This is a genomic window from Serratia sp. Res13-Sevr-LER1-36-b, assembly GCF_015673035.1.
GTDB classification, from domain to species: Bacteria; Pseudomonadota; Gammaproteobacteria; order Enterobacterales; family Enterobacteriaceae; genus Chania; species Chania fonticola_C.
The window spans coordinates 19320-45417 of sequence record NZ_JADACK010000044.1 but is presented as its reverse complement, the minus strand read 5'-3'; the positions used below and the strand labels follow the sequence as shown (position 1 = coordinate 45417).

General features: G+C 55.0%; 20 protein-coding genes. 18 read left to right on the top strand and 2 right to left on the bottom strand.

Annotated features, from left to right (window positions below):
* Positions 1–30 precede the first annotated feature (30 nt).
* Positions 31–2694 (bottom strand): bifunctional uridylyltransferase/uridylyl-removing protein GlnD, encoded by a 2664-nt coding sequence (gene glnD, locus IMQ33_RS24075; protein ID WP_065684164.1) that lies wholly within the window; start codon positions 2692–2694, stop codon positions 31–33.
* A gap of 60 nt (positions 2695–2754) precedes the next feature.
* Entirely contained in the window at positions 2755–3549 is a 795-nt protein-coding gene (gene map / locus IMQ33_RS24070; protein ID WP_021179907.1) for a type I methionyl aminopeptidase, read from the bottom strand.
* A 360-nt stretch (positions 3550–3909) separates the two neighbouring features.
* On the opposite strand from map, the gene rpsB reads away from it, so the two are divergent.
* The 18 genes from rpsB (at position 3910) to IMQ33_RS23980 (ending at position 26058) form a co-directional block, all read left to right on the top strand.
* On the top strand, positions 3910–4635 hold the full coding sequence (rpsB, locus tag IMQ33_RS24065; protein WP_021179908.1) for a 30S ribosomal protein S2: 726 nt from the start codon (positions 3910–3912) through the stop codon (positions 4633–4635).
* 117 nt (positions 4636–4752) lie between these two features.
* Entirely contained in the window at positions 4753–5607 is an 855-nt protein-coding gene (gene tsf, locus IMQ33_RS24060) for a translation elongation factor Ts (protein WP_021179909.1), read from the top strand.
* 134 nt (positions 5608–5741) lie between these two features.
* Positions 5742–6467, top strand: coding sequence for a UMP kinase (pyrH, locus tag IMQ33_RS24055; protein WP_021179910.1), 726 nt, complete (start codon positions 5742–5744; stop codon positions 6465–6467).
* 126 nt (positions 6468–6593) lie between these two features.
* Positions 6594–7151 carry a ribosome recycling factor gene (gene frr, locus IMQ33_RS24050; protein WP_024484316.1) on the top strand — a complete coding sequence of 186 codons (558 nt, stop codon included), beginning with the start codon at positions 6594–6596 and terminating at the stop codon, positions 7149–7151.
* A 158-nt stretch (positions 7152–7309) separates the two neighbouring features.
* Positions 7310–8506, top strand: a complete 1197-nt coding sequence (gene ispC, locus IMQ33_RS24045) for a 1-deoxy-D-xylulose-5-phosphate reductoisomerase (RefSeq protein WP_065684165.1) — start codon at positions 7310–7312, stop codon at positions 8504–8506.
* 370 nt (positions 8507–8876) lie between these two features.
* Positions 8877–9635: a (2E,6E)-farnesyl-diphosphate-specific ditrans,polycis-undecaprenyl-diphosphate synthase gene (gene ispU, locus IMQ33_RS24040; RefSeq protein WP_021179913.1), complete on the top strand. Its 759-nt coding sequence runs from the start codon at positions 8877–8879 to the stop codon at positions 9633–9635.
* A 9-nt stretch (positions 9636–9644) separates the two neighbouring features.
* Positions 9645–10493 (top strand): phosphatidate cytidylyltransferase, encoded by an 849-nt coding sequence (cdsA, locus tag IMQ33_RS24035; protein WP_065684167.1) that lies wholly within the window; start codon positions 9645–9647, stop codon positions 10491–10493.
* Positions 10494–10525: 32 nt separating this feature from the next.
* Positions 10526–11881 carry a sigma E protease regulator RseP gene (rseP, locus tag IMQ33_RS24030; RefSeq protein ID WP_065684168.1) on the top strand — a complete coding sequence of 452 codons (1356 nt, stop codon included), beginning with the start codon at positions 10526–10528 and terminating at the stop codon, positions 11879–11881.
* A 35-nt stretch (positions 11882–11916) separates the two neighbouring features.
* Positions 11917–14340: an outer membrane protein assembly factor BamA gene (bamA, locus tag IMQ33_RS24025; RefSeq protein ID WP_065684169.1), complete on the top strand. Its 2424-nt coding sequence runs from the start codon at positions 11917–11919 to the stop codon at positions 14338–14340.
* A 163-nt stretch (positions 14341–14503) separates the two neighbouring features.
* Entirely contained in the window at positions 14504–15001 is a 498-nt protein-coding gene (gene skp, locus IMQ33_RS24020) for a molecular chaperone Skp (protein ID WP_098929925.1), read from the top strand.
* 4 nt (positions 15002–15005) lie between these two features.
* Positions 15006–16028 (top strand): UDP-3-O-(3-hydroxymyristoyl)glucosamine N-acyltransferase, encoded by a 1023-nt coding sequence (gene lpxD / locus IMQ33_RS24015; protein ID WP_065684171.1) that lies wholly within the window; start codon positions 15006–15008, stop codon positions 16026–16028.
* Positions 16029–16189: 161 nt separating this feature from the next.
* Positions 16190–16645: a 3-hydroxyacyl-ACP dehydratase FabZ gene (fabZ, locus tag IMQ33_RS24010; RefSeq protein WP_021179919.1), complete on the top strand. Its 456-nt coding sequence runs from the start codon at positions 16190–16192 to the stop codon at positions 16643–16645.
* A 3-nt stretch (positions 16646–16648) separates the two neighbouring features.
* Positions 16649–17437, top strand: a complete 789-nt coding sequence (lpxA, locus tag IMQ33_RS24005; protein ID WP_021179920.1) for an acyl-ACP--UDP-N-acetylglucosamine O-acyltransferase — start codon at positions 16649–16651, stop codon at positions 17435–17437.
* 3 nt (positions 17438–17440) lie between these two features.
* The gene (gene lpxB, locus IMQ33_RS24000) at positions 17441–18589 is read left to right on the top strand and encodes a lipid-A-disaccharide synthase (RefSeq protein WP_024529512.1); all 1149 of its coding nucleotides are present in this window, start codon (positions 17441–17443) and stop codon (positions 18587–18589) included.
* Positions 18586–19194: a ribonuclease HII gene (gene rnhB / locus IMQ33_RS23995; RefSeq protein ID WP_161712819.1), complete on the top strand. Its 609-nt coding sequence runs from the start codon at positions 18586–18588 to the stop codon at positions 19192–19194. Before lpxB ends, rnhB begins: the two co-directional genes overlap by 4 nt.
* Before the next feature lie 152 nt (positions 19195–19346).
* Positions 19347–22835 (top strand): DNA polymerase III subunit alpha, encoded by a 3489-nt coding sequence (gene dnaE, locus IMQ33_RS23990; protein ID WP_065684172.1) that lies wholly within the window; start codon positions 19347–19349, stop codon positions 22833–22835.
* Between the two features lie 12 nt (positions 22836–22847).
* A complete protein-coding gene (gene accA / locus IMQ33_RS23985) occupies positions 22848–23807 on the top strand; it encodes an acetyl-CoA carboxylase carboxyl transferase subunit alpha (RefSeq protein WP_021806103.1) in 960 nt (319 codons plus the stop codon).
* A gap of 112 nt (positions 23808–23919) precedes the next feature.
* Positions 23920–26058 (top strand): lysine decarboxylase LdcC, encoded by a 2139-nt coding sequence (locus IMQ33_RS23980; protein WP_173408833.1) that lies wholly within the window; start codon positions 23920–23922, stop codon positions 26056–26058.
* Positions 26059–26098: the final 40 nt, after the last annotated feature.

The following is a 26098-nucleotide window of genomic DNA, read 5'->3' as shown; positions in this document are numbered from 1 at the left end:
CCTGATTTTATTTACGAAAGGTTACTTTTATCACATTTTATCGGTTGGATTGAGTGCCTCTGTCAACCGTTGTTCTAATTTTCTGCGTGTTTGCGGATCCAGCGCCCGGCGATCGGCATCGGCCAAAATAAACAAATCCTCGACCCGCTCGCCGATGGTGGAGATACGTGCGCCATGCAGCGACAGGCCCAGATCGGCGAAAACTTCACCCACACGCGCTAGCAGGCCGGGCTGATCGAGGGCGATCAGTTCCAGATAGCTGCGGCGATCGGTGTGGGTTGGCAGGAAGCTGACCTCGGTCGGTACGCTGAAATGGCGTAGCTTGGACGACGGACGTCGCGCGCGCGGCGGTTGATAATCTCGCTGGGTGATAGCTTGTTCCAACGCATGACGGATCGCGGCATGACGATCCTGGGCCAGCGGGCTGCCATCCGGCTCCAGCACGATAAAGGTGTCCATGGCCATGCCGTCGCGGTTGGTGAAGATCTGGGCGTCATGCACGCTGAGATTGCGCCGATCCAGCTCACCGGCAACGGCAGCAAACAGGTAAGGGCGATCCGGGCTCCAGATAAAGATCTCGGTGCCGCCACGCGTGGCCTGGTGGCTGACCAGCACCAGTGGCTTGGTTGAGTCATGGGCCAGCAGGTGGCGGGCGTGCCAGGCGAGCTGATTCGGTGAGTGGCGCAGAAAATAGTCGGCGCGGCAGCGGCTCCAGATATGGTGCAGCGCCTCTTCATCGATATTGTCCATGCGCAACAGGGCCAGCGCCTGTAAACGATGGTGGCGCACCCGCTCACGCAGATCCGGGCTGTTCTGCATGCCACGGCGCAGTTGCTTCTCCGTGGCGAAGTACAGCTCGCGCAACAGGCTCTGTTTCCAACTGTTCCACAAGGTCTCGTTGGTGGCACAGATATCGGCGACCGTCAGGCAAACCAGGTAGCGTAGCCGGGTTTCACTTTGTACTTCGCTGCTGAACTGCTGGATCACAGTCGGGTCCTGAATATCACGCCGTTGTGCGGTCACCGACATCAGCAGGTGGCAGCGTACCAGCCAGGCAACCAGCTGTGCTTCGCGTGAGTTCAAGCCATGCAATGCAGCAAACTCCAAGGCGTCTTGGGCGCCTAAAATGGAGTGATCGCCCCCGCGCCCTTTGGCGATATCGTGGAACAGCGCTGCCAGCAACAGCAATTCTGGGTGAGGCAGACGAGGATAAAGCTCCACGCACAGCGGATGGCGTGGGCGAGTTTCCTCATCGGAGAAGCTTTCCAGCTTTTGCAGCACGCGCACGGTATGTTCATCGACGGTATAGGCATGGAACAGGTCGAACTGCATCTGGCCGACGATGCTGCCCCATTGCGGCATATAGGCCCACAGCACGCTGTGGCGATGCATTGGCACCAACGCCCGTGAGACCGCGCCAGGGTGCCGCAGAATGGCCATAAACAGCTCCCTGGCCTCGGGAATGTTGCACAGCGGCTGTTTCAGGTGGCGGCGCGCATGGCGCAACTGGCGCACGGTAGTGGAGTAGATGCCTTTGATTTCGCGGTTGCGTACCATCAGGTAGAACATGCGCATAATGGCTTCGGGCTGGCGGATAAACAGCGTTTCGTCGCGCAAATCGATCAGATCGCCACGCAGTTGAAAATCATCGTTCAGCGGGCGGGGTTTCTCCGTGGTGTCCAATGCCAGGATCGCTTCATCGAACAGTTGTAGCAGCATGTGGTTCAGCTCGCCGACGCGGCGCGTCATGCGATAGAAATCCTTCATCATGCGCTCTACCGGCTCATTGCCTTCCCCCTCGTAGCGCAACAACTGGGCTACGCTGAGCTGGCGATCGAACAGCAGGCGGTTGTCATAACGCGGCAGCGCCAGGTGCAGGGCAAAACGAATACGCCACAGGAAGCTTTGGCATTCGTTCAATTCGTTGCGTTCGGCCTGGGTCAGGAAGCCAAAACCGACCATCTCATCGAGCGAGGTGGCGCCGAAATGGCGGCGGGCCACCCACATCAGCGTATGGATATCACGCAGGCCACCGGGGCTGCTCTTGATATCCGGCTCCAGGTTGTAGCTGGTACCGTGATAGCGTTGGTGGCGTTGTTGCTGCTCGATCAGTTTGGCGTCAAAGAATTTGGGCGAAGGCCAGAAGCCGTCGCTGAAAATGTGCTTCTGCAATTGCAGGAACAGGGCGACGTCGCCACAGATCATGCGGGATTCGATCAGGTTGGTGGCAACGGTCAGGTCCGCCAAGCCTTCCAGCAGGCACTCTTCCAGCGTGCGCACGCTGTGGCCGACTTCCAGCTTGAGATCCCACAGCAGGGTAATGAATTCACCGACGCGAGCGGCCTGTTCATCGTTCAGGCGAGTCTGGCTGAGCACCAGCACGTCGATATCAGACAGCGGGTGCAGTTCACCACGGCCATAGCCGCCGACGGCCAGCAGCGCCGTTTCGGGAATAGTGTCAAAGCCGTAAAACAGCCACAGCCGCCGCAATAGCCGATCGATAAACTTGCTGCGCGCCGCCACCAGGCTTTCGGCACTGGCGCCGGCATTGAAGGCCGCTGCCAGCCACTGCTGAAACTGCTCAAGCCGCTGTTTGAGGACCAGGCAATTGATCTCTTCATCGCCATAGGTGCTGGGAGCATCCGGCTTATTGGGTACGGCCGGGGTCTCTAGCTCACGATAATTTTCAGACATGTTTCGCCGCCCATAAAAAAAGCCGGCATAGGCCGGCTTGTCACAAGAACCCTGTGGTTCTTACATCTCGTGCGTAATGATGTTGGGGATGGTGTCATCCTTGCGCAACGTCATTATCTCGCAGCCGTTATCAGTCACCACAATAGTATGCTCATACTGTGCCGACAAGCTGCGATCTTTGGTTTTCACCGTCCAGCCGTCTTTCATGGTGCGGATGCGGTAATCACCGGCATTGACCATGGGTTCAATGGTGAAGGCCATACCGGCCTGCAGCACCACGCCGCCGTCATCGGCATCGTAATGCAGTACCTGAGGCTCTTCGTGGAAACCTTCACCTATACCGTGGCCGCAATATTCGCGCACTACGGAGAACTTCTCTGCTTCAACAAACTGCTGGATGGCTTTACCCAGAGTGCGCAGGCGGATACCCGGTTTGACCATCTTCAAGGCCAGATACAGGCTTTCCTGGGTGATGCGGCACAGGCGCTCGCCCAGAATGGTCGGTTTACCGACGATGAACATCTTGGAGGTGTCGCCGTGGAAGCCGTCTTTGATCACGGTTACGTCGATATTGACGATATCACCGTCTTTCAGCACCTTGTCGTCACTTGGGATGCCGTGGCACACCACTTCGTTCACCGAGATACAGACCGATTTTGGGAAGCCGTGGTAGCCCAGGCAGGCCGAGATCGCCTGCTGTTCATTGGTGATATGCTCGTGGCAGATCCTGTCCAGCTCGCCGGTGGTGACGCCGGGTTTAACGTGGGGCTCGATGATTTCCAGCACTTCTGCGGCCAGGCGGCCCGCAACGCGCATCTTTTGAATGTCATCAGGTGTTTTAATTGAAATTGCCATGAAAGTTAGTCCGCAGGTGTCGTTATGGTCGACAAGGTAGAAAGATAAGGCATTGAGTTATGGTATCAGCCCGGCTTGAGGCTGCCAAATTTCATTTGTGAAGGGCCAGGCCAACTGCAACAAAAGTTGGTGTCTGGGGCGGGTTTATGGTATAAAGCGCGCCGGCAGATCCGCATTCGGCCTTGAGTGCCAGTGAGGAAATGACCGAAGTAGTTTTAACTGCACTCACATTGTGTAAATAACACACACGTATCGACACATCCGCCGGGGTGCCTTGAGATGACTCACGTCATTGTCCGGGTCGGCGTTATGGGATACGTGGAGGCATAACCCCAATCAACTCTAATAGAGGTTTTAATCATGGCAACTGTTTCCATGCGCGACATGCTCCAGGCTGGTGTACACTTTGGTCACCAGACCCGTTACTGGAACCCGAAAATGAAGCCTTTCATCTTCGGCGCACGTAACAAGGTTCACATCATCAACCTGGAAAAAACCGTACCAATGGCCAACCTGGCTTTGGCTGAACTGACCAAGATCTCTTCCCGTAAAGGTAAGATCCTGTTCGTTGGTACCAAGCGCGCAGCAAGCGAAGCGGTAAAAGAATATGCTAACGGCTGCGATCAGTTCTTCGTGAACCATCGCTGGTTGGGCGGCATGCTGACTAACTGGAAAACCGTTCGTCAGTCAATCAAACGTTTGAAAGATCTGGAAATCCAGTCCCAAGACGGCACCTTCGACAAGCTGACCAAGAAAGAAGCGCTGATGCGCACTCGTGAACTGGCCAAGCTGGAAAACTCCCTGGGTGGTATCAAGGACATGGGTGGTCTGCCAGACGCTCTGTTTGTTATCGATGCCGATCACGAACACATCGCGATCAAAGAAGCCAACAACCTGGGTATCCCGGTATTCTCTATCGTTGATACCAACTCCGATCCAGACGGCGTTGACTTCATCATCCCTGGTAACGACGACGCAATCCGTGCAATCAAATTGTACCTGACCGCCGTTTCTGCCGCCATCCGTGAAGGTCGTTCTCAAGATCTGGCCGTTCAGGCGGAAGAAAGCTTCGTAGAAGCTGAATAATAAGGTCAAGCCCTTATTAACCAGGTATTGAATATGTTGGTTAGGGGGGCCTTTAAGGGCCCCCTTTGCTTATCTGAATGAGAACTATCTCCGAGCGAGATAACCGAGGAAAAAGAAATGGCTGATATTACCGCTGCCCTGGTAAAAGAACTGCGTGAGCGTACCAGCGCAGGTATGATGGATTGCAAAAAAGCGCTGATCGAATCTAACGGCGACATCGAGCTGGCAATCGAAAACATGCGTAAATCTGGCGCGATCAAAGCGGCGAAAAAAGCAGGCAACGTAGCTGCTGACGGCGTGATCAAAACCAAGATCGAAGGCAACTTCGGCATGATCGTGGAAGTTAACTGCCAGACCGACTTCGTTGCTAAAGACGGCGGTTTCCAGGCTTTCGCTGACAAAGTGTTGGATGCGGCTTTTGCTGGCAAAATCACTGACGTTGACGTGCTGAAAGCGCAGTTCGAAGAAGAGCGCGTTGCGCTGGTGGCAAAAATCGGTGAGAACATCAACATTCGCCGCATTGCTGCCCTGGAAGGCGACGTGTTGGGTAGCTACCTGCACGGTGCTCGCATCGGTGTTCTGGTTGCCGCTACCAAAGGCGCGGATGAAGAGCTGGTTAAGCAGCTGGCAATGCACGTTGCCGCTAGCAAGCCTGAATTCGTCAAGCCTGAAGATGTGTCTGCTGAAGTGGTAGAGAAAGAGTACCAAGTTCAGTTGGACATCGCCATGCAGTCTGGCAAGCCGAAAGAAATCGCAGAGAAGATGGTTGAAGGCCGCATGAAGAAATTCACCGGCGAAGTCTCTCTGACCGGTCAGCCTTTCGTGATCGAACCAAGCAAGAGCGTTGCTCAGGTGCTGAAAGAGCACAACACTGACGTGACCAATTTCATCCGCTTTGAAGTGGGTGAAGGCATTGAGAAAGTTGAAGCTGACTTTGCTGCTGAAGTTGCAGCAATGAGCAAACAGTCTTAATGCTGTTAATGGAGCCGCCGCGAGGCGGCTCCATTTTATCCAGCCAGAGAAATGCCGATGGTGGGCCCCGCGTGCCCAGGCTAATCGGTTGAAAACCCCAATACTATAACTACTGCTTCTTAGGACAGAACACCATGGCAACCAATGCAAAACCCGTTTATCAGCGTATCCTGCTCAAACTGAGTGGTGAAGCCCTGCAAGGTGCAGAAGGCTTTGGGATCGACGCTAGCGTTTTGGATCGCATGGCTCAGGAAGTAAAAGAGCTGGTCGAGCTGGGCATCCAGGTCGGTGTAGTTATTGGCGGTGGCAATCTTTTCCGTGGTGCAGGTCTGGCACAAGCCGGCATGAACCGCGTAGTGGGCGACCACATGGGAATGCTGGCTACCGTGATGAACGGCCTGGCTATGCGTGATGCACTGCACCGTGCCTATGTGAACGCCCGCCTGATGTCTGCCATTCCGTTGAATGGCGTGTGTGACAACTACAGCTGGGCAGAGGCGATCAGCCTGCTGCGTAACAACCGCGTGGTGATTTTCTCCGCCGGTACGGGTAACCCGTTCTTTACCACGGATTCTGCGGCCTGCCTGCGCGGCATCGAAATTGAAGCCGATGTGGTATTGAAAGCGACTAAAGTGGATGGTGTATACTCCGCTGACCCGGTGAAAAACCCGGACGCAACGCTGTACGAACAGATCACCTACCAGGACGTGTTGGAGCGTGAGTTAAAAGTGATGGATCTGGCGGCGTTTACGCTGGCTCGCGACCATGGCTTGCCGATCCGCGTATTCAACATGAACAAGCCGGGCGCACTGCGTCGCGTGGTGATGGGTGAGAACGAAGGTACTCTGATCACCAAATAACGGCTGTTTGGCCAAATTTCCCAGGAGCGGGTAACGCCAGGCGTTGTGTGCTTCTGATAAGTAAAATTCACGGGCTATACTTTTCAGTACAGCCTGCCAAGTAACCAGCTTCCAAGGGTTCGCAACGTGATTAATGAAATCAGAAAAGATGCTGATTCACGCATGGAAAAAAGCGTCGAAGCATTCAAAAACCAAATCAGCAAGATCCGTACTGGCCGTGCTTCTCCAAGCATCCTGGACGGCATCATGGTGGAATACTACGGTGCAGCAACGCCGCTGCGCCAACTGGCCAACGTCACGGTAGAAGATTCCCGTACGCTGGCGATCAACCTGTTTGACCGTTCTCTGGGGTCGGCGGTAGAAAAAGCCATTATGTCTTCCGATCTGGGCCTGAACCCAAGCTCGGCTGGCACCGTGATCCGCGTTCCGCTTCCTCCGCTGACGGAAGAGCGCCGTAAGGATCTGATCAAGGTCGTACGTGGCGAAGCCGAGCAGGGCCGTGTGGCCGTGCGTAACGTGCGCCGCGATGCCAACGATAAAGTGAAGGCACTGCTGAAAGACAAAGAAATCAGCGAAGATGAAGATCGCCGTTCACAAGACGACATCCAGAAAATGACCGATGCCTACATCAAACTGCTTGATGCGGCATTGGCCGATAAAGAAAAAGAACTGATGGATTTCTAATCTCCATCGCCTTGAAATAGAGCGTCGCCTTGGCGGCGCTTTATTTTTTGTGGTGTAGATCTCGTTTTATCGTACGCACAGAGCGTAAACCAGCCGTGATGCAAGTTACACTGTGGTGTACCTCCGATCTCATCACGCAGTAGATTCAGAGCGATCTCATGAAGCAACTGACAATTCTGGGTTCCACCGGTTCCGTGGGCACCAGCACCCTGGCCGTGGTCAGGGAAAATCCCGACCTTTTCGCGATCAAGGCACTGGTAGCTGGCCGTAATGTGGCGGTCATGGCGCAGCAGTGCATAGAGTTCCGCCCGAGCTATGCGGCAATGGCCGATGAGCAGTCCGCCAATGAGTTACGCGCCGTGCTGGCAGAAAACGGTGTGAAAACCGAAGTGCTGGCAGGTGAAAAGGCAGCCTGCGAGCTAGCCGCATTAGACGACGTAGACCAGGTGACGGCAGCCATTGTCGGGGCCGCTGGGCTGTTGCCTACCCTGGCCGCGATCCGTGCCGGTAAGCAGGTGCTGCTGGCGAACAAAGAGTCGCTGGTCACCTGTGGCCGCCTGTTTATGGACGCGGTGCAAAAGAGCCAGGCCCAGCTGCTGCCGCTGGACAGCGAGCACAACGCTATCTTCCAGAGCCTGCCAGAAAGCATTCAACGCCAACTGGGTTATAGCTCGCTGGAAGCCCACGGCGTTTCGCGCATCGTGCTGACCGGTTCCGGTGGCCCGTTCCGTACTACGCCGATGGAACAGTTCGCCACCATGACGCCGGATCAGGCCTGTGCGCATCCCAACTGGTCGATGGGGCGCAAAATCTCGGTAGATTCCGCCACCATGATGAACAAGGGGCTGGAGTATATCGAAGCTCGCTGGCTGTTCAACGCCTCGGCAGAGCAGATGGAAGTGATCCTCCACCCGCAGTCGGTGATCCACTCCATGGTGCGCTATGCCGATGGTAGCGTGCTGGCCCAACTGGGCACGCCGGATATGCGCACGCCTATCGCTCATGCCATGGCTTATCCGCAGAGGGTCCACTCCGGGGTGGCAGCGCTCGATTTCTGCCGTATCGGGGCGCTGACCTTCTCTGAGCCGGAACCTGAGCGCTATCCTTGCCTGTATTTGGCAATCGAAGCCTTCGATGCAGGCCAGGCGGCGACCACCGCACTCAACGCGGCCAATGAGATTGCCGTAGCGGCATTTTTGCAGCAACAAATTCGTTTCACTGATATTTCAGCCGTGAACCAAAAGGTTGTTGAATGTATGGCGCTGCCTGAGCCCACCAGCATTGAGATGGTGCTGGAGATCGATCGCCAGGCGCGTGAGGTGGCTGGCGGTTTGGTTCGTAACCTGCGGGGTTAATCACTTGAGCGGGTTATACCGCGGGCAAATTCGGCTCTGCTACATTGTCTGAATTTGCTGGTAAACTCGCCAGGCCGCGGTGTGGCCGTTTGTTCAGGCTTCACGGAGGTGTTATAGTCTGCGCCATAATCACCGGTTATACCGTTGAATAATGGCCGGATTGGCAGCCCTTTTTACCTGACAAGCGCGGCCAATAGGGCAGTGCCAAGCCAGAAAACGGGGGAAACTTACGCCAATCTTTGCCGGGCGCTCCTTGTGGGCACCAGGCAGGCAGGCTGAAAAGCTGTGTCAGGCACACGGCTTTTTTTGCGCGTAAGGTCCGATATTCCGGCATGGCAAGGCGTTTCTACCGAGGAAATAAGTACGAGTTATGTCGTCCGCAAACCAACAAGAAGCTAATCTTTCTGCTCATGGGCCACGTCATGTCGCGATCATTATGGACGGCAATGGGCGTTGGGCTAAACGCCAGGGCAAGTTACGTGTCTTCGGTCATAAAGCAGGGGTGAAATCGGTACGCCGTGCGGTCAGTTTTGCCGCCAGTCACCATTTAGATGCACTCACGCTTTATGCCTTCAGCAGCGAAAACTGGAACCGCCCGGCGCAGGAAGTCTCCGCGTTGATGGAGCTTTTTGTCCGCGCACTGGACAGCGAAGTAAAAAGCCTGCATAAACATAATGTCAGGTTGCGTGTGATCGGCGATGTCAGCCGGTTCAGCGCACGTTTGCAAGAGCGTATCCGCCGCTCGGAGCAGCTGACAGAAAATAACGATGGCCTGACGCTTAACGTAGCCGCCAATTACGGTGGCCGTTGGGATATTATTCAGGGAGTGAAGGATCTGGCTGAGCAAGTGCAGCAGGGTACGCTGTGCGTGGACCAGATCAGCGAGGAGTTACTGGGCGAGCGCGTCTGCATGAGCGATTTGTCTCCGGTGGATCTGGTGATCCGTACGGGCGGCGAACATCGCATCAGTAACTTTTTGTTGTGGCAAATTGCTTACGCCGAGCTTTACTTTACTGATGTACTCTGGCCAGATTTTGATGAACTTGTCTTTGAAGGTGCGCTGAATGCATTTGCACAACGCGAGCGTCGCTTCGGAGGAACAACACCTATCGACGCCAATGCGTCCTAGGGGGAACTTTTGCTGAAGTCTCGCATCATAACGGCTCTGATTTTAATTCCGATTGTTATCGCAGCGTTGTTCTTGCTGCCGCCGATGGGTTTTGCCCTGGTAACACTCGCTGTGTGCATGTTAGCCGCTTGGGAATGGGGGCAGCTGGCTGGCTTTGCTGCCCGCCCACAACGTATCTGGCTGGCGATATTATGCGGTTTCCTATTGGCGCTGATGATGCTCAGCGTGCCTGCCTACCATCAGTCTGTTCACCAATTGCAGATCGCTGGCCCGCTGTGGTTGTCGCTGGGATGGTGGCTGGCGGCCCTGCTGCTGGTGCTGTTCTATCCAGGCTCGGCTGCGCTGTGGCGTAATTCGCGCACCTTACGGCTGGTCTTTGGCCTGTTGACCATCGTGCCGTTTTTCTGGGGCATGCTGGCACTGCGTCAATTCGGCTATGAAGAGAATCATTTTACCGGTGCTTGGTGGTTGCTGTACGTTATGCTGTTGGTCTGGGGCGCAGATTCCGGCGCCTACATGTTCGGCAAGCTGTTTGGCAAACACAAGCTGGCACCGAAGGTCTCCCCGGGCAAAACCTGGGAAGGGCTGGTCGGCGGGCTGGTGACGTCTGCCGTGATTTCGTGGCTGTTTGGCCGCTATGCGCCGCTGAACGTGGTGCCTATGACCCTATTGGTCTGTTCGGTGATTGCTGCCCTGGCTTCGGTGTTGGGCGATCTGACGGAAAGCATGTTCAAGCGTGAAGCCGGTATCAAGGACAGTGGTCATCTGATCCCGGGGCACGGTGGCATTCTGGATCGTATCGATAGCCTGACCGCAGCGGTACCGGTATTTGCCTGCTTGATGCTGTTAGTGTTTTAATCCGTCATCGGCGGGGGGAGTAAAGGGATTCTATGGTCAGCGTACTCTGGAACTTGGTCGCGTTTATTATCGCTCTGGGTATATTGATCACCGTGCATGAGTTCGGGCACTTTTGGGTGGCCCGCCGCTGTGGCGTCCGTGTCGAGCGTTTCTCTATCGGCTTTGGCCGTGCGCTATGGCGCCGCACCGATCGCCAGGGCACCGAATTTGTCGTCGCCATGATCCCCCTTGGCGGCTACGTCAAAATGCTCGATGAGCGCGTCGAAACGGTAGCTCCCGAGCTGCGTCATGAGGCGTTCAACAATAAAACCGTCTGGCAGCGCGCGGCGATTGTCAGCGCGGGCCCCATTGCCAATTTCCTGTTTGCCATTCTTGCCTATTGGATCGTCTTTATCATCGGCGTGCCGAGTTACCGCCCGGTCATCGGTGAAATTACTCCGCAATCCATTGCCGCTCATGCTGAAATTTCTCCGGGAATGGAACTTAAGTCCGTTGACGGTATCGAAACGCCTGATTGGGAATCTGTTCGTCTGGCGTTGGTGACCAAAATCGGTGATGCGCAAACCGAGGTAGAAATTGCTCCGTTTGGTTCTTCACAAAAGCTGAGCAAGACCCTGGATTTGCGCCACTGGAGCTTTGAGCCGGACAAAGAAGATCCCGTGCGTTCTCTAGGCATGATCCCGCGTGGCCCGCAGATTGAATCCGTGCTGGCAGAAGTGCAGGCCGGGTCGGCTGCGCAAAAGGCAGGTTTACAAGCGGGGGACAGGATCGTTAAAGTCGATGGTCAGCCACTTGGCCGTTGGGTTACGTTGGTTAAACGTATCCACAATGCTCCAGGGCTTCCGCTGGTTTTAGAGATAGAAAGAAACGGCGCCCCCTTGTCTTTAACGCTGATACCAGATACAAAGCCGGTGGGAAAAGACAAAGCGGTGGGGTTTGCCGGGATTATACCTAAAGTTATCCCTCTGCCGGATGAGTACAAGACCATCCGTCAATATGGGCCGTTCTCTGCGCTGTATCAGGCGGGGGACAAAACCTGGCAGCTGATGCATCTTACGGTCAGCATGATAGGTAAATTAATTACCGGTGATGTGAAGCTGAACAACCTGAGTGGCCCGATTTCCATTGCACAGGGAGCAGGGGCATCAGCAGAGGTGGGTTTTGTGTATTATATGATGTTTCTAGCGTTGATTAGCGTCAACTTAGGGATCATCAACCTCTTCCCATTACCGGTATTAGATGGTGGGCATCTCCTCTTCCTGGCGATAGAAAAGCTGAAGGGGGGGCCAGTTTCTGAGCGAGTACAGGACTACAGCTACCGCATTGGTTCGATCTTGTTGGTACTGCTGATGGGTCTTGCACTTTTCAATGATTTTTCTCGTCTTTAGGGGCGGGGACAGGTTAGGAAGAACGCATAACAACGATGGCGATGAAAAAGTTGCTCATAGCGTCGCTGCTGTTTGGCAGCGCCACCGTATACGGTGCAGACGGGTTCGTAGTGAAGGATATTCATTTCGAAGGCCTGCAACGAGTCGCCGTCGGTGCGGCGTTACTCAACATGCCGGTTCGCGTAGGCGATACCGTCTCTGATGATGATATCGGTAATACCATCCGTGCCTTGTTTGCCACTGGCAACTTCGAGGACGTTCGCGTACTGCGCGATGGTGATACGCTGATTGTTCAGGTTAAGGAACGCCCTACCATTGCCAGCATCACTTTCTCCGGTAACAAATCGGTGAAAGATGACATGCTCAAGCAAAACCTGGAAGCCTCTGGCGTCCGGGTTGGTGAAGCACTCGACCGCACCACCTTATCCAGCATTGAAAAAGGGTTGGAAGACTTCTACTACAGCGTCGGTAAATACAGTGCCTCGGTGAAAGCCGTTGTCACGCCGTTGCCGCGTAACCGTGTTGACCTGAAACTGGTGTTCACGGAAGGGGTTTCCGCCAAGATTCAACAAATCAACATTGTCGGCAACCATGCCTTCACCAACGATGAGCTGATCGCACACTTCCAGTTGCGTGATGATGTTCCGTGGTGGAACGTAGTGGCCGATCGCAAATACCAGAAACAAAAGTTGGCGGGGGACCTTGAGAGCCTGCGCAGCTTCTATCTGGATCGCGGCTATGCCCGTTTCAATATTGATTCGACGCAGGTCAGCCTGACGCCAGATAAAAAAGGCATCTATATCACCGTTAACATCACCGAGGGCGATCAGTACAAGCTTTCTGGCGTGGTGGTAAATGGCAACCTTGCCGGTCATTCGGCAGAAGTGGCTCAGTTGACCAAGATTGAGCCGGGTGAGCTGTTTAACGGCACCAAAGTGACCAAAATGGAAGATAACATCAAGAAGATGTTTGGCCGTTATGGTTACGCCTATCCTCGCGTACAGACTCAACCTGAAATCAACGACGCGGATAAAACCGTGAAGCTGAACATCAACATTGACGCGGGTAACCGTTTCTATGTGCGCCGCATCAAGTTCGAAGGCAACGACACCAGTAAAGATTCCGTTCTGCGCCGCGAAATGCGCCAGATGGAAGGGGCGTGGCTGGGTAACGATCAGGTCGAGCAGGGTAAAGAGCGTCTGAATCGTCTGGGTTATTTCGAGACGGTCGATGTTGAAACCCAGCGTGTACCGGGTTCCCCCGATCAGGTTGATATCACCTATAAGGTGAAAGAACGTAACACCGGGACGCTGAACTTTGGCGTAGGTTACGGTACCGAAAGTGGCGTCAGCTTCCAGGCGGGTGTCCAGCAGGATAACTGGCTGGGTACGGGCTACTCTGTTGGCATCAGCGGCACCAAGAACGACTACCAGACCTATACCGAGCTGTCGGTGACCAACCCGTACTTCACCGTTGACGGTGTGAGTCTGGGCGGCCGTATCTTCTATAACGACTTTAAAGCGAATAATGCCGATCTGTCCGACTATACCAACAGCAGTTATGGTATTGACGGCACGCTGGGCTTCCCAATCAACGAGAACAACTCGCTGCGTGCTGGCCTGGGTTACGTCCATAACTCCTTGTCAGAAATGCAGCCGCAGATCGCCATGTGGCGCTATCTGAACTCGATGGGTGATTATCCTGACTTTAAGGATCGCGCCAGCTTTACAGCCGACGACTTCACGCTGAACCTGGGCTGGACCTATAATAATCTGGACCGTGGCTACTTCCCTACCCAGGGTAACCGCACTACGTTCAACACCAAGGTGACCGTGCCGGGCTCCGACAACTCATACTACAAGATGACGTTGGACACCGCGCAGTATATGCCGCTTAACGATGACAAGACCTGGGTGTTGCTGGGTCGTGGCCGTCTGGGCTATGCCGATGGGTTGGGCGGTAAAGAAATGCCGTTCTATGAAAACTTCTATGCGGGTGGTTCAAGTACCGTACGTGGCTTCCAGTCCAACACCATTGGTCCAAAAGCCGTGTACTACAACTCCAACTCGTATTCGTGCCAGTACGCGCCAGGCACCAGCACCGCTCAGCCGATTTGTAGCTCGAACGATGCGGTGGGCGGTAACGCCATGGCCGTGGCAAGCATGGAGTTGATCACGCCTACGCCGTTCCTCAGCGAGAAATACGCCAACTCGGTGCGTACTTCACTGTTTGTCGATGCCGGTACCGTGTGGGATACCCACTGGGAAAACACCGATCAGACGCTGATGTACGGGGTACCAGACTACAGCAAGGCGAGCAACATTCGCGTGTCTGCCGGTCTTGCGCTGCAGTGGATGTCTCCACTGGGGCCGTTGGTCTTCTCCTATGCGGATCCGATCAAGAAATACGACGGCGACAGGTCGGAGCAGTTCCAGTTTAACATCGGTAAAACCTGGTAATAACCGGTTTCACCTGTGGGCATAGCGGTACAAGAATCGCAAATGCCAGGCTTAAACCAGCTCATAGCGAGAGAAATCTCATTGTGTACTGTGATAAGTCTGGCAGATTGTGTACTTTCAAAAGTGTCATGTGACACAAATGGGTGATGGTAAGGAGTTTATAGTGAAAAAGTGGTTATGTGCCGCAGGCCTCGGTTTAGCAATGGCTGCTTCTGCAGGCGTTCAGGCAGCTGACAAGATTGCTGTTGTTAACGTTTCTAGCATTTTCCAACAGCTGCCAGCTCGTGAAACCGTAGCCAAGCAATTGGAAAGCGAATTCAAAGGCCGTGCAAGCGAACTCCAGAACATGGAACGCGATCTGCAAACCAAAATGCAGAAACTGCAGCGTGATGGTTCTACCATGAAAGCCAGCGATCGCACCAAGATGGAAAAAGACGTGATGGCTCAGCGTGAGCAGTTCTCTCAGAAAGCGCAGGCTTTCGAGCAGGACAATCGTCGTCGCCAGATGGAAGAGCGTAACAAGATCCTGAGCCGTATTCAGGATGCAGTGAAAGTCATTGCTAGCAAAGAAGGCTATGACGTCGTCGTCGATGTTAACGCTACTGCTTACTTCGCGGCAGGCAAAGATATTACTGCAGACGTGCTGAAACAGGTTAAATAACGCCATGCCTTCAATTCGACTGGCTGATTTAGCGCAGCAGTTGGATGCACAATTGCACGGTGATGGCGATCTCGCCATCACCGGCATTGCTTCTATGCATTCCGCACAGCCTGGCCAAATCACGTTTTTGTCAAACAGCCGCTACCAAGAGCAGCTGGCTTCCTGCCAGGCGAGTGCCGTGGTACTTACTGAAGCAGACCTACCACACTGCCGTAGCGCAGCGCTGGTGGTTAAAAACCCTTACCTGACCTATGCGCGTATGGCGCAGTTGATGGACACCACGCCAGCACCCGCAGCAGATATCGCGCCAAGCGCGGTGATTTCTCCGCAGGCCAAGCTGGGGCAGAACGTTGCTATTGGGGCGAACGCGGTTATCGAATCCGGTGTTGAACTGGGCGATAACGTGGTCATCGGCCCGGGTTGCTTTATCGGCAAGCAGGCACGCATCGGCGCAGGTACGCGTCTGTGGGCCAACGTGACGATTTATCATGAAGTGGAAATCGGCCAGCACTGCCTGATCCAATCGGGAACGGTGATTGGTGCGGACGGTTTCGGCTACGCCAACGAGCGTGGCAACTGGATCAAGATCCCGCAGCTTGGCACGGTGATTATTGGCGATCGCGTTGAGATTGGTGCCTGTACCACCATCGATCGCGGCGCGTTGGATAACACCCAGATTGGGAATGGTGTTATCATAGATAACCAGTGTCAGATTGCACACAACGTGGTGATTGGCGAGAATACCGCCGTCGCGGGCGGTGTGATCATGGCAGGTAGCCTGAAAATCGGGCGCTATTGCCAAATTGGCGGCGCCAGTGTGATCAACGGTCACATGGAGATTGCTGACCAGGTAGTTGTCACCGGGATGGGAATGGTTATGCGACCAATCACCGAACCTGGGGTATACTCCTCTGGCATTCCGTTACAACCCAACAAAGTTTGGCGTAAAACCGCGGCGTTGGTGATGAATATCGATGAGATTAGCAAGCGCTTGAAAGCTGTCGAACGAAAAGTCGGAAAAGACTAATCACCACGGCCCGGGATGCTGGGTATAAAACGAAACGCGTTGGCAATGATGCCAAAAGCGCAAAGAGTTGTTAATTTGCGGCCTGCCTGATGATCTCCTTTTTGGGGTCAACGCAGGCCGTGTTGTTGATGCCATCAGTTTTTAGAGACAGGAAGAGTATTTTGACTACTGACACTCATACTCTAGATATTGCAGAAATTCTGGAACTGCTTCCTCACCGTTATCCATTCTTGCTGGTTGACCGTGTATTGGATTTCGAAGAGCATAAATATCTGCGTGCAGTGAAGAACGTATCCGTTAATGAGCCGTTTTTCCAGGGGCATTTCCCTGGTAAACCGATTTTTCCAGGCGTGCTGATTTTGGAAGCTATGGCTCAGGCCACGGGTATCCTGGCATTTAAGAGCGTGGGTAAACTGGAACCGGGCGAGCTGTACTATTTCGCCGGTATTGACGAAGCTCGCTTCAAGCGCCCTGTGGTGCCTGGCGACCAGATGATTATGGAAGTCACTTTCGAAAAAACCCGTCGTGGTTTGACCCGCTTTAAAGGCGTGGCGACCGTCGATGGAAAAATTGTCTGCGAAGCAACCATGATGTGTGCCCGCAGCCGGGAGGCATAATCCGTGATTGATAAAACCGCCTTTATCCATCCAAGTGCGATCGTTGAAGAAGGCGCCGTCATCGGCGCTGGTGCGCATATCGGTCCCTTCTGTTACGTCGGCTCCCAGGTGGAAATCGGCGCGGGTACGGTCCTCAAATCGCATGTGGTGGTGAACGGTATCACCAAGATTGGCCGCGATAACGAGATCTATCAGTTTGCCTCTATCGGTGAAGTGAATCAGGATCTGAAATACGCTGGCGAACCGACTCGGGTTGAAGTCGGCGATCGTAACCGCATTCGTGAGAGCGTCACCATTCATCGCGGTACCGCGCAGGGAACGGGCCTGACCAAAGTCGGTAATGACAACCTGCTGATGGTCAACGTGCACGTTGCTCATGACTGCGTGGTGGGCAATTCCTGCGTGTTGGCCAACAACGCCACGCTGGCTGGTCACGTGGAGATCGACGATTTCGCCATCATTGGCGGCATGACCGCGATCCACCAATTCTGTGTGATTGGTGCCCATGTGATGGTCGGTGGTTGCTCCGGTGTCGCTCAGGACGTACCGCCTTTTGTCATCGCGCAGGGTAACCACGCGACGCCATTTGGTATCAACGCCGTAGGCCTGAAACGTCGTGGTTTTGATAAGGATGAAATGCAGGCGATCCGTAATGCCTACAAAATCCTCTATCGCAGCGAGAAGACCTTCGACGAGGCTAAAGCAGAGATCGAAACCCTGGCGCAACAGCAGCCCGTGGTGCAGCAGTTCCTCGATTTCTTTGCGCGTTCTACCCGTGGGATTATTCGCTGAGTTATGCCAAATCGTCCATTGACTATCGGATTGGTCGCCGGGGAAACCTCCGGTGATATTCTGGGTGCCGGATTAATTCGTGCGCTTAAGACGCACTACCCAAGCGCCCGCTTTGTCGGTGTTGCTGGCCCGCTGATGCAGGCCGAAGGGTGTGAAACCTGGTACGAAATGGAAGAGCTGGCGGTGATGGGCGTGGTAGAGGTGCTTGAGCGTCTGCCACGCCTGTTGAAGATCCGCAAGGATCTGACCCGCCGGTTCAGTGAGCTGAAGCCTGACGTGTTTGTCGGTATCGATGCGCCAGACTTCAACCTCACGCTGGAAGGCCGCCTGAAACAGCGCGGTATCCGCACTATTCACTATGTCAGCCCGTCCGTGTGGGCCTGGCGTCAGAAACGTGTTTTCAAAATTGGTAAAGCGACCGACCTGGTGTTGGCGTTCCTCCCTTTCGAAAAAGCGTTTTACGATCGTTTCAACGTTCCTTGCCGCTTTATCGGTCATACCATGGCCGATGCGATGCCATTGCAGGCGGATAAGCTGGCCGCACGCGCTACGCTGGGCATTGACCCGGCCGCTCGCTGTTTGGCATTGCTACCCGGCAGCCGTAATGCCGAAGTGGAAATGCTCAGTGGTGACTTCCTGCGCACCGCCCAACTGCTACGCGAGCATTATCCCGATCTGGAAGTGGTGGTGCCTTTGGTCAACGCCAAGCGCCGTGAGCAGTTTGAGCGCATCAAGGCAGAGGTCGCACCGGAGCTTAAGGTTCACCTGCTGGATGGCAAAGGGCGTGAGGCGATGGTGGCTAGCGATGCGGCACTGCTGGCTTCCGGCACCGCAGCGCTGGAATGCATGTTGGCAAAATGCCCGATGGTGGTGGGCTACCGCATGAAGCCATTTACCTTCTGGCTGGCGGAGCGGTTGGTGAAAACCCCGTATGTCTCATTGCCTAACCTGCTGGCGGGGCGTGAAATCGTCACCGAACTGCTGCAACACGATTGTGTACCGGATAAGCTGGCCGCGGCGTTATTGCCGCTGCTGGAAGACAGCCCGCAGGCGGAGCTGTTGAAACAGACCTTCCTTGAATTGCATCAGAGCATTCGCTGTGGTGCCGATGAACAGGCCGCTCAGGCTGTGTTGGAGCTGGCAAAAGCATGATGGAACCCTTTGTTTACCCTGCCGCCCGGCTGTTTGCCGGTGTGGACGAAGTGGGGCGCGGGCCTTTGGTGGGTGCCGTTGTGACCGCTGCGGTGATCCTCGATCCGGCACGGCCGATTGTTGGCCTGGCGGATTCCAAAAAGCTCAGTGAGAAGCGTCGCCTGGCGTTATACGACGAGATCGTGGAAAAGGCGCTGTCCTGGAGCCTGGGGCGAGCTGAGCCGATCGAAATCGACCAACTGAATATCCTGCATGCCACGATGTTGGCGATGCAGCGCGCGGTAGCGGGTTTGCATATCGCACCGGACATGGTGTTGATTGACGGCAACCGTTGCCCCAAATTGCCGATGCGCTCGTTAGCGGTAGTGAAAGGGGATAGCCGGGTGGCGGAAATCAGTGCCGCATCGATTCTGGCGAAGGTGACCCGCGATCGCGAAATGACCGAACTGGATGCGATTTTCCCGGATTACGGCTTTGCCCAACACAAGGGCTATCCCACTGCGTTCCATCTGGAAAAGCTGGCCGTGTTGGGGGCTACCGAGCATCATCGCCGCAGTTTTGCCCCGGTAAGACGGGCGCTGGAGTCTGGTTCGTCAGCTAAGTAACCAAGCCGCATAGTTCACACGATGCTTAAAATTACGCCCCCTCTCCTTTTGGGAGAGGGTCGGGGTGAGGGGAAATGGCTACGGTGATCTTCCCTACACCCTAATGTAACCCCGGTTCAGTAAGCTGAACCCCAACACGTTGGTATCTGGATATGGCCGAACCTCGTTTTATTCATCTGCGCGTGCACAGTGACTACTCCATGATTGATGGATTAGCCAAGATTGGCCCGTTGGTGAAAAGAGCTGCCGCGTTAGCCATGCCAGCCTTGGCCGTCACCGACTTCACCAATATGTGTGGTCTGGTGAAGTTTTATGGCAGTGCGCACGGTGCCGGGATCAAACCGATCATCGGTGCGGATTTCCATGTGCAAAGCGAAGAGCTGGGCGATGAGCTGGCACAGCTTACCGTGCTGGCAGCCGATAACGTTGGCTATCAAAACCTCACACTATTAATCTCCAGGGCGTATCAGCGCGGTTATGGCCCGGCAGGCCCGGTGATCGATCGCGACTGGCTGATAGAACACCGCAGCGGGTTGATCCTGCTTTCCGGTGCACGCATGGGCGACGTCGGCAAGTTTCTGCTGCGTGGCAACCAGGCCCTGGTCGATCAATGCCTGGAGTTTTACCAGCAGCATTTCCCGGACAGCTATTATCTCGAACTGATCCGCACCGGCCGTGGGGATGAAGAAAACTATCTGCACGCCGCCGTAGCCCTGGCGACCGAACGTGGGTTGCCGGTAGTCGCCACCAACGATGTCCGTTTCCTGGTGGAAGATGACTTTGACGCCCATGAGATCCGCGTAGCGATCCATGATGGCTTCACGCTTGACGATCCCAAACGCCCGAAAAACTACAGCCCGCAACAGTACATGCGCAGCGAAGAGGAGATGTGCGAGCTGTTTGCCGACATCCCGGAAGCGTTGCTAAACAGCGTGGAAATTGCCAAGCGCTGTAATGTCACCATCCGTCTGGGCGAATATTTCCTGCCACAGTTCCCCACCGGCGATATGACCACCGAAGATTTTCTGGTGCTCAAGTCCAAAGAGGGGTTGGAAGAACGCCTGGAGTTCCTGTTCCCGGATCCGGAAGTCCGTGCCGAGCGCCGTCCTGAATACGATGAGCGTCTGGATCTGGAACTGAAAGTGATCAACCAGATGGGATTCCCGGGTTACTTCCTGATCGTAATGGAGTTCATCCAGTGGTCGAAAGATAACGACGTGCCGGTAGGCCCGGGGCGTGGTTCCGGTGCGGGTTCGCTGGTGGCTTATGCGCTGAAAATCACCGATCTCGACCCGCTGGAATTTGACCTGCTGTTCGAACGCTTCCTGAACCCGGAACGTGTTTCGATGCCCGACTTCGACGTCGACTTCTGCATGGAAAAACGCGATCTGGTCATTGAGCATGTGGCGGACATGTATGGCCGTGAGGCGGTATCGCAGATCATCACCTTCGGTACCATGGCGGCGAAAGCGGTGATCCGCGACGTGGGGCGCGTGCTGGGCCATCCTTATGGCTTTGTCGACCGTATCTCCAAGCTGGTGCCGCCCGATCCGGGTATGACGCTGGAAAAAGCCTTTGCTGCAGAGCCGCAGCTGCCGGAAATCTATGAGGCAGACGAAGAGGTCAAAGCGCTGATCGACATGGCGCGCAAGCTGGAAGGTGTGACGCGTAACGCCGGTAAGCACGCCGGGGGCGTGGTGATTGCGCCAACCAAGATCACCGACTTTGCCCCGCTTTATTGCGATGCCGAAGGTAACCACCCGGTCACCCAGTTCGATAAGAACGACGTGGAATACGCCGGGCTGGTCAAGTTCGACTTCCTCGGTCTGCGTACCCTGACCATCATCGACTGGGCGTTGGGGATGATCAATGCCCGGCGAGCCAAAACCGGGCTGGAGCCGATAGATATCGCGGCCATTCCGCTCGAGGACAAGAAAAGCTTCGACATGCTGCAACGCTCGGAAACCACAGCGGTGTTCCAGCTTGAATCGCGCGGCATGAAGGATTTGATCAAACGTTTGAAGCCAGACTGCTTCGAAGACATGATCGCACTGGTGGCGCTGTTCCGTCCCGGCCCGTTACAGTCCGGCATGGTAGATAACTTTATCGACCGCAAGCACGGGCGCGAAGAGATCTCCTACCCTGATATCCAGTGGCAGCATGAATCGCTGAAGCCAGTGCTGGAGCCGACCTATGGCATCATCCTGTACCAGGAACAGGTGATGCAGATCGCTCAGGTGTTGGCTGGCTATACGCTGGGCGGCGCGGACATGCTGCGTCGCGCCATGGGTAAAAAGAACCCGGTCGAGATGGCCAAGCAGCGTGGCGGTTTTGAAGATGGTGCGAAATCGCGCGGCATTGACGGCGAACTGTCGGTAAAAATCTTCGATCTGGTAGAGAAGTTCGCGGGTTACGGCTTTAACAAATCGCACTCCGCTGCCTATGCGTTGGTGTCTTACCAGACGCTGTGGCTGAAGGCCCACTATCCGGCCGAGTTTATGGCTGCGGTCATGACCGCCGATATGGATAACACCGATAAGGTGGTGGGGCTGGTGGATGAGTGCTGGCGCATGGGCCTGAAAATTCTGCCGCCGGACATCAACAGCGGGCAGTATCACTTCCACGTTAATGACGAGGGCGAGATCGTCTATGGCATCGGCGCCATTAAAGGCGTAGGGGAAGGGCCGATCGAAGCGATTATCGAAGCGCGTAATTCCGGCGAGCAGGGGTATTTCAAAGATCTGTTCGACCTGTGCGCCCGCTCCGATATTAAAAAGCTCAACCGACGTATTCTGGAAAAGCTGATCATGTCCGGGGCGTTCGATCGCCTGGGGCCACACCGTGCCGCGTTGATGAACTCCCTGGGGGATGCGCTTAAAGCGGCCGATCAGCACGCCAAAGCCGAAGCCATCGGCCAGGCAGATATGTTTGGCGTGTTGGCGGAAGCGCCGGAGCAGGTGGAACAATCCTACGCTAACGTTCCCCCTTGGCAGGAACAGGTAGTGCTGGATGGTGAACGGGAAACGCTGGGGCTGTATCTTACCGGCCACCCCATCACCCAGTACCTCAAAGAAATTGAACGCTATGCCGGTGGCCAGCGTCTGAAAGATATGCACCCGACGGATCGCGGCAAGATGACTACCGCCGTCGGGTTGGTGATTGCCTCCAAGATCATGATGACCAAACGCGGCAACCGCATCGGCATTTGTACGCTGGATGACCGCTCTGGCCGTCTGGACATCATGTTATTCACCGATGCCTTGGAAAAATACCAGCATTTGTTGGAAAAAGACCGTATCCTGATCGCGACTGGACAGGTCAGCTTTGATGACTTTAACGGCGGGCTTAAAATGACCGCTCGTGAATTAATGGACATCAGTGAAGCACGTGAAAAATACGCTCGCGGGCTTGCTATCTCGCTGACGGACAGGCAAATTGATGACCAGCTTTTGAACCGTCTCCGTCAGTCTTTGGAACCCCATCGCTCGGGGACGATTCCAGTGCATCTCTACTATCAACGGGAAGATGCACGGGCAAGATTGCGCTTTGGTGCAACTTGGCGCGTGACGCCGACCGACCGCTTGTTGATAGATTTGCGGACCTTGGTAGGTAATGAGCAGGTGGAACTGGAATTTGACTAAAATAGGAATGCTATGAGTCTGAATTTTCTTGATTTTGAACAGCCGATTGCAGAGCTGGAAGCGAAAATTGACTCGCTGACCGCAGTCAGCCGTCAAGACGAAAAATTAGATATTAATCTGGACGAAGAGGTTCAGCGCCTGCGTGAGAAGAGCGTTGAGCTGACGCGCAAGATTTTTTCCGATCTTGGGGCCTGGCAGATTGCCCAATTGGCACGCCACCCGCGCCGTCCTTATACCCTGGATTATATCAAACACATCTTTACCGACTTTGAAGAGCTGGCAGGCGATCGCGCCTATGCCGATGACAAAGCCATTGTCGGTGGTATTGCGCGCCTCGATGGCCGCCCGGTGATGATCATTGGTCATCAGAAAGGGCGTGAAACCAAAGAGAAAATCCGCCGCAACTTCGGTATGCCGGCACCGGAAGGCTATCGCAAAGCGCTGCGCCTGATGGAAATGGCCTCCCGCTTCAAGATGCCGCTGATCACCTTCATCGACACCCCAGGTGCTTATCCTGGCGTGGGTGCGGAAGAGCGTGGTCAATCTGAGGCGATCGCCCGCAACCTGCGTGAAATGTCTCGCCTGAATATCCCGGTGATCTGCACCGTGATCGGCGAAGGTGGCTCCGGCGGGGCATTGGCGATCGGCGTTGGCGATAAAGTGAATATGCTGCAGTACAGCACCTATTCGGTGATCTCGCCGGAAGGCTGCGCCTCGATCCTGTGGAAAAGTGCCGATAAGGCACCGATTGCCGCAGAAGCAATGGGCATCACTGCACCGCGCTTGAAAGAGCTGAAGCTGATCGATTCTGTGATCCCAGAGCCTTTGGGCTCTGCTCACCGCGACGTACCGGCAATGGCGGCTTCGTTGAAAGCCCAACTGTTGGCGGACCTGGCGGATCTGGATGGCCTGAACAACGAAGAGTTGCTCAATCGTCGCTATCAACGGCTGATGAACTACGGCTATTGCTGAGTTTGTACGCCTGATGACTAACCGCCTCCGGGCGGTTTTTTTATGCGCGTAAGACAGCCTCGGCTTTTTATGTTGTTATAAGCTATTGGTAGTTAACTAAAGGATAGCTGCGATGAATATCATTGCGATCATGAGCCCGATGGGCGTTTATTACAAAGACGAGCCTATCCGCGAGCTACACGTGGCGCTGGCCTCAATGGGCTTCCAGTTGGTGTTCCCGAAGAACAGCGGCGATCTGCTCAAGCTGATTGAGCACAATGCGCGTATCTGTGGGGTGATCTTTGACTGGGACGAATACAGCCTGGAGCTGTGCAGCGAAATCAACGAGCTGAATGAATACCTGCCGCTGTATGCGTTTATCAACACTCACTCCACTTTCGATGTCCACCTGCACGAAATGCGTATGGTGCTCTATTTCTTCGAGTATGGTCTGAACGCTGCCGACGATATCGCCCAGCGCATTCGCCAGTATACCGATGAGTATATGGACACCATCACCCCACCGCTGACCAAGGCGCTGTTCACCTATGTGAAGGAGGGGAAATATACCTTCTGTACGCCGGGCCATATGGCGGGCACCGCGTTCCAGAAAAGCCCGGTGGGCTGCCTGTTCTATGATTTCTTTGGTGCCAACACCCTGAAGGCGGATATTTCCATCTCGGTGACGGAGCTCGGCTCGCTGCTGGATCACACCGGCCCGCATCTGGAGGCGGAAGAGTACATTGCCCGCACGTTCAACGCGGAGCAGAGCTACTTGGTGACCAACGGCACCTCTACCGCCAACAAGATTGTCGGCATGTATTCGGCACCTGCCGGTAGCACGGTATTGATTGACCGTAACTGCCATAAGTCGCTGTGTCACCTGCTGATGATGTGTGACATCGTGCCGATTTACCTGCGCCCGTTGCGAAATGCGTACGGTATTTTAGGCGGCATTCCCCAGCGCGAATTTACCCGCGACAGCATTGCCGAGCGGGTGGCAAGCACTGCCAACGCCAGTTGGCCGGTACATGCGGTGATCACCAACTCTACCTATGACGGCCTGTTGTATAACACCGATTATATCAAGCAAACGCTGGACGTAGCGTCGATCCACTTCGATTCGGCCTGGGTGCCTTACACCAATTTCCACCCGATTTATGACGGCAAAAGCGGCATGAGTGGCGATCGCATCCCGGGCAAGGTGATCTATGAAACTCAATCAACCCACAAGCTGCTGGCGGCGTTCTCTCAGGCTTCGATGATCCACATTAAAGGGGATTATGACGAGAACACCTTTAACGAAGCTTACATGATGCACACCACCACTTCGCCGCATTACGGCATTGTGGCCTCAATGGAAACTGCTGCGGCGATGCTGCGGGGTAATCCGGGGCGGCGCATGATTAACCGCTCCGTGGAGCGAGCCCTGCATTTTCGCCGTGAAGTGCAACGCCTGCGTGCCGAGAGTGATACCTGGTTCTTCGATATCTGGCAGCCAGAAGAGATTGACGAGGCACAGTGCTGGCCGCTGAACCCGGACGATAACTGGCATGGCTTTGGCCAGACCGACAGCGATCATATGTATCTGGATCCGATCAAGGTCACCATTTTGACGCCGGGGATGAACGAACTGGGTGAGCTGGAGGAGAGCGGGATCCCTGCCGCGCTGGTAGCGAAATACCTGGATGAGCGTGGGATCGTGGTGGAGAAAACCGGTCCGTACAACCTGCTGTTCCTGTTTAGCATTGGCATCGACAAGACCAAGGCGATGAGCCTGCTGCGCAGCCTGACGGATTTCAAACGAGCTTACGATCTTAACCTGCGGGTGAAAAACATGCTGCCGGATCTGTATGCTGAAGATCCGGATTTTTACCGCCATATGCGCATTCAGGATCTGGCTGCCGGGATCCACCAGTTGATCCGCCAGCACGATTTACCGGGCCTTATGCTGCGTGCGTTTGACGTCCTGCCGGAGATGAAGCTGACGCCTTATGAGATGTTCCAGCAGCAGGTGCGCGGCAATGTAGAAACCTGCGAGATCGACCAGTTGGTCGGCAAGGTGGCGGCGAACATGATCCTGCCTTATCCGCCGGGCGTGCCGGTCGTGATGCCGGGGGAGATGATCACCGAAGAGAGCCGCGCGGTGCTCGATTTCCTGCTGATGCTGTGTTCGATCGGCGAACACTATCCAGGTTTTGAAACCGACATCCACGGCGCTAAACTGACCGAGGATGGGCGCTATCTGGTGAAGGTGCTGAAAACCGATTAGATAAGAATGTCCTCTCTCCTACAGGGAGTGGGGACCGATC

Bases quoted from the DNA above. Each gene is read 5' to 3' on its own strand.
- rseP (WP_065684168.1), top strand. From the start codon at position 10,526: ATGGTCAGCGTACTCTGGAACTTGGTCGCGTTTATTATCGCTCTGGGT.
- glnD (WP_065684164.1), bottom strand. From the start codon at position 2,694: ATGTCTGAAAATTATCGTGAGCTAGAGACCCCGGCCGTACCCAATAAG.
- dnaE (WP_065684172.1), top strand. From the start codon at position 19,347: ATGGCCGAACCTCGTTTTATTCATCTGCGCGTGCACAGTGACTACTCC.
- ispU (WP_021179913.1), top strand. From the start codon at position 8,877: ATGTCGTCCGCAAACCAACAAGAAGCTAATCTTTCTGCTCATGGGCCA.
- bamA (WP_065684169.1), top strand. From the start codon at position 11,917: ATGGCGATGAAAAAGTTGCTCATAGCGTCGCTGCTGTTTGGCAGCGCC.
- lpxD (WP_065684171.1), top strand. From the start codon at position 15,006: ATGCCTTCAATTCGACTGGCTGATTTAGCGCAGCAGTTGGATGCACAA.
- pyrH (WP_021179910.1), top strand. From the start codon at position 5,742: ATGGCAACCAATGCAAAACCCGTTTATCAGCGTATCCTGCTCAAACTG.
- IMQ33_RS23980 (WP_173408833.1), top strand. From the start codon at position 23,920: ATGAATATCATTGCGATCATGAGCCCGATGGGCGTTTATTACAAAGAC.
- rnhB (WP_161712819.1), top strand. From the start codon at position 18,586: ATGATGGAACCCTTTGTTTACCCTGCCGCCCGGCTGTTTGCCGGTGTG.
- tsf (WP_021179909.1), top strand. From the start codon at position 4,753: ATGGCTGATATTACCGCTGCCCTGGTAAAAGAACTGCGTGAGCGTACC.
- lpxB (WP_024529512.1), top strand. From the start codon at position 17,441: ATGCCAAATCGTCCATTGACTATCGGATTGGTCGCCGGGGAAACCTCC.
- accA (WP_021806103.1), top strand. From the start codon at position 22,848: ATGAGTCTGAATTTTCTTGATTTTGAACAGCCGATTGCAGAGCTGGAA.
- rpsB (WP_021179908.1), top strand. From the start codon at position 3,910: ATGGCAACTGTTTCCATGCGCGACATGCTCCAGGCTGGTGTACACTTT.
- map (WP_021179907.1), bottom strand. From the start codon at position 3,549: ATGGCAATTTCAATTAAAACACCTGATGACATTCAAAAGATGCGCGTT.
- ispC (WP_065684165.1), top strand. From the start codon at position 7,310: ATGAAGCAACTGACAATTCTGGGTTCCACCGGTTCCGTGGGCACCAGC.